The following is a 4,427-nucleotide window of genomic DNA, read 5'->3' as shown; positions in this document are numbered from 1 at the left end:
GCGCAGGTGCTGGAATAAATTCTATAGGATCTAATTCCTCTACATAAAATTCACTCAGGTCAATTCCCAGGCGATGCACGCCAGCCTTAGCAATCATAATTGCATCGTAATCTTCATCTCTCAATTTTTGGATACGCGTGGGGACATTGCCCCGCAGTTCCTCTACCTCCAGATCAGGCCGTACAGCCAGAAGCTGGGCTTTTCTACGATTGGATGATGTTCCAACCATGCCGCTAAACTTTACCGACAATTTCTGCTGGATGTCTACACAGTCTTTGAGAATAATCAATAATTCGGAAGGATCTTCACGTTCCGACACGGCAGCAATGATCAGCCCAGGGGGATGGTTTGTTGGAAGGTCTTTATGGGAATGAACGGCCAGGTCAATCTTACCGATAGCCAATTCTTCTTCAAGTTCCTTGGTAAAGAATCCCTTACCTTCGAGCTTATCAAAGCTCAGGTTCAATATTTTATCGCCTTGTGTTTTGATGATCTTCAGTTCGGAGTCAAGGCCAAGCTTTGCAAGCTCATCCTTAACAAAATTAGCCTGCCATAATGCAAGCTCGCTTCCTCGTGTTCCAATTATAATTTTAGCATTTCCGGGTGTTCCGGGCACATTATCAGACATGGCAGTATATTGTTATTCGGATCTATCGAAGGGAAAAATTAACCAAAATGATTGGCAACAGGTTGGTTTCAGGTATTATTTATCAGGATATCCTTAGCCATCACCATCGGGACGCTAATGTATTTTTTCTCCATGTAGTCCATCACCTTGCTTAAAACTTCACGGGAATTTTCATCCATACTTTCAATATCCTGTGCAAAAATGCAGTTTATGGCTGTATTTTTAATTTCCTTGATCTTCTCAGGCACATCCCGCATCGCGATTTCAACTCTTCTCTGTTTCAAAACAGGTTTGAACTCCTGAATATTCTGATCAATAATGCGTTCTGCAAAGATTAGCTCTTCGTATCGCTCCTGAAGGTTGCTGTTCGCTATTTCCTGTAAGCTGTGAACTTCAATAAAAGTCACCGGGTTTTTTTCAATAACCGTGCAGCAGGTGTCATTTGGAACGGCCAGGTCGACAATTACTTTCCTGGAGGTATCCCCATTTAGAAGGGATTGATAAATTTCATTGGTTATTACCGGCTCAGTTGCGCTGGTACAGGTAATGATTACATCAAAACCCTCTTTATATTTTTTTAATTCTTCTAAGCCAAAAGCATTTCCGCCAAGCTCATCAGCAAGAACCTGCGCCTTGGCAAGGGTACGGTTGAAAATAGTAAAATTGGAATACTTGTGCTTCTGCAGGTATTTTGAAAGATTTTTATTGGTTTCGCCCGCGCCGATTATGAGTATACGTGCATTTGTACACATCTTCAATTCACGCAATTTGCGGTAAGCCAGGGAAACTACCGAAATAGGTTTACGGGCAATACCGGTGTGGGTATAGACTTCTTTCGCCGTTTTCACCACACGGTTCATGATCAGGCGGAGATAATCGCCTGTAAAGCCGGCAACCCGGCAGGTTTCATAAGCTTTGCGGATTTGTGCCAGGATTTCCTTCTCACCTACTACGAGACTTTCAAGTGAACATGAAATACGAAGAAGGTGGTTAAGCGCTTCAATGTCTTCATAAACCGAAACCTGGCTTACGAAATTTCCGATCTGCTCATCTGGAATACAGAGGTCCAGAGCCACTATAAATTCCTTTACAAAATCGCTATCCAGAGTCTGTTCGGCAGTAAATACAAATTCAACACGATTACACGTCCCAACATAAAATATCTCAGGAATGTCGAATCGCTGCTTCACACGTTTAAGACTGCTTTCAAGAGTTTCGTTACAAATCACGAATTTCCCCAGATCTTTAAGATCTATGTGCTTGTGTGTAAATGCAATAACTTTTAAAAACTTCAATTCCAGCTATCCTAAGTAAAAAACCGCAACAAATGTAATCAATAAGGGTTTTTGTATGTGTCACCTGTTTGTAAACACGGATGTTTAGACTGATTATAAATAGGAGTAAGATTTGTCTGGAATAGGATTCATAGGATTAATAAGATGAATAGGATGCTGGGTTTCAATTTTCAGTTTTCAGTTTTCAGCTAATTAACCTAACTTATAAATTTACAAGTACATAGTAAAACGTATTCCCCCCTAAAAACGTTATCATGTAATGGTCATCAAACAAACATTCACTCTCAGCGGCGCGGAAGGCAAGCCAATTTTAATGGATTTGACTTATAAAACCGGGAATGAACGTGCACCTATGGTGGTTTTTGTGCATGGTTTCAAAGGATTTAAGGACTGGGGCACTCACAATATGGTGGCAGAATATTTCGCGGGCCATGGCCTGAGGTTTCTGAAGTTCAATTTCTCTCACAACGGAACAACACCCGAAAGCCCGGAAGATTTTGCGGATTTGGGAGCCTTTGGTGATAATACCTTCACAAAGGAGTTTGAAGATTTGGACACGGTGATAAGCTTTGTAAAAAGTGGCCAGGACTTTCCTGAACCCGTTTCTTTAGCCCTTATCGGACATAGCCGCGGGGGCGGAACATGCATCATTCAAGCGGCAAATGATGAACGCATAGATAAATTGATTACCTGGGCGTCGATCTCCAAATTCAGCAGCTTGTGGAACCCGGAAGATGAAGATGAGTGGCGAAAAAAAGGTGTAATCTACAATTTCAATACCCGTACCAAGCAATACACACCCTTGAAGATTGACCTGCTTCATGATCTTGAAAAACATGCTAAATCCTATGATATCCTTTCCCAGGCAGAGCGGGTTAAACAGCCCTGGCTCATTATTCATGGAGATGAAGATGTAAACGTTAGTCTGGAACAGGCAAAGGAATTACAGGCACGGTCAAATCATGCTGAGTGTTTTGTGGTAACCCACGCCAACCATGTTTTCGGGTCAGAGCATCCTTACACAAAAGAAAGTATGCCCCTTGAATTACAGTTGGTTTGTGAGAAGAGTATTGAATTTGTTAATAGTTGCGGAGCGGTTTAATTTGACCAGAATAGGCGCTGTGTACAAAGCCACTCACCGCACTCTTCTTGATACCTGATACTAAATATTCACCACCTCCGGCTCCACCCAGTTCCCATCTTCTTTGATAATCCCAATCAACTCATCCAGGGCATTTTCCGTGTTCACATTCTTCTTCACCACTTCCTTTCCTCGGTACAAAGTAATTTTACCCGGCCCGGTTCCCACATAACCATAGTCCGCATCCGCCATTTCGCCCGGACCGTTTACAATACACCCCATAATGCCAATTTTCAGGCCTTTAAGGTGATCCGTACGGCTGCGTATCATTTGGGTGGTGATCTGCAGGTCGAAAAGTGTCCGGCCACAGCTTGGGCATGAAATATATTCTGTCTTAGAGATCCTTGAGCGCGTCGCCTGCAAAATCCCAAAAGAAGTAGTCAGTACCGTCTTAGGCCATATCCCCGGCGCATCCAGCCAGATACCATCACCAAAACCGTCGAGCATTAGTCCGCCGATGTCAGTAGCAGAGTGGAGTTGAAATCGGTCTGCATCAGTGACGGGTTGCAGGTTGGTTAGTTGTTCGTGATTAGATGTGAGACCGGACTGACTTGAGCCTTCAGGTTCCTCACCCCCTAATTCGTAATTCGTAATTCGTAATTCTTCCTCCTTATACGTTCTCTTCACGATCACCGGCACTTCCACACCCATCTCAACGAACTTCAAAAACGCCCCCCTCTGATCCTGCATTCCGCAAATCTCCTTCGTCTCCAAGACAAATACCAGGGTATTATCCAGCGGTATCCGGTCAAAAAGATCCGCCCCTATATCGCTGTTCGATATCGAAACAAGATTTAAGGAAACATCCTTCTCGCCTTCCTCCAGATATTCCCGGAGCGTATATAAAGGGTGACAATTACTCTTATCCCCCAGCGTTTTCCAGGTCGAATAATTATAGAGTTGCTTCAAATTCCCAGGAAAGCTGAACGAAGGGAGCTGGTCCGCCAGATAAACAAAATCCGTCGACTGCTCCCCCATATTGTACTTATCCAGGATTGAAGAATAGATATAACCCACATCACTAAGTATCGCCGGATCTTTAAGATTCTTTTTGGAAAGGTCTATGATTACCCTAGGTACCTGGTGGCCGCCGATGAAGGTGTTTAGTTCAGTTGTAACTCGCTTATTGTATTCAAATGGAGAGTGTAAATGATCTAATTCATTTTCGACCTTCTCGCCAGGTGCGTCCGCCCGTAATTCGTAATTCTTAATTCGTAATTCTCTTTCTCCGTATCGGTTTGCCAGGGCCAGTGCCACCGGCGCTTCCGCCTCCGGCTCCTCCGTCAACGATACCCTGATCGTATCTCCCAAACCATCTTCCAGCAAAGCACCAATTCCCACAGCTGATTTAATCCTGCCGTCT

At 43.7% G+C, this 4,427-nt stretch carries 4 protein-coding genes; 1 reads left to right on the top strand and 3 read right to left on the bottom strand.

Translation table 11 applies throughout. The annotated features are described in order from the left end of the window. Positions 1–628: hydroxymethylbilane synthase (gene hemC, locus WBJ10_RS03300; protein WP_424288130.1), on the bottom strand; the 628-nt coding region annotated here is incomplete at its 3' end. A gap of 68 nt (positions 629–696) precedes the next feature. Then, a complete protein-coding gene (hemA, locus tag WBJ10_RS03295; RefSeq protein WP_424288129.1) occupies positions 697–1,923 on the bottom strand; it encodes a glutamyl-tRNA reductase in 1,227 nt (408 codons plus the stop codon). A gap of 259 nt (positions 1,924–2,182) precedes the next feature. On the opposite strand from hemA, the gene WBJ10_RS03290 reads away from it, so the two are divergent. Next, entirely contained in the window at positions 2,183–3,025 is an 843-nt protein-coding gene (locus WBJ10_RS03290) for an alpha/beta hydrolase family protein (protein WP_424288128.1), read from the top strand. 60 nt (positions 3,026–3,085) lie between these two features. Here WBJ10_RS03290 and WBJ10_RS03285 read toward each other — a convergent pair. Further along, a partial coding sequence (locus WBJ10_RS03285) for a flavodoxin-dependent (E)-4-hydroxy-3-methylbut-2-enyl-diphosphate synthase (protein ID WP_424288127.1) occupies positions 3,086–4,427 on the bottom strand: 1,342 nt, incomplete at its 5' end.

It is taken from the genome of Daejeonella sp., from assembly GCF_049655485.1.
Lineage (GTDB): Bacteria > Bacteroidota > Bacteroidia > Sphingobacteriales > Sphingobacteriaceae > Daejeonella.
The sequence above is the reverse complement of the archived record's forward strand: the minus strand, read 5'-3'. Positions and strand labels throughout refer to the sequence as shown.

What these genes read in the sequence shown, in the direction of transcription:
- WBJ10_RS03290 (WP_424288128.1), top strand. Translation starts at nt 2,183, where the DNA reads ATGGTCATCAAACAAACATTCACTCTCAGCGGCGCGGAAGGCAAGCCA.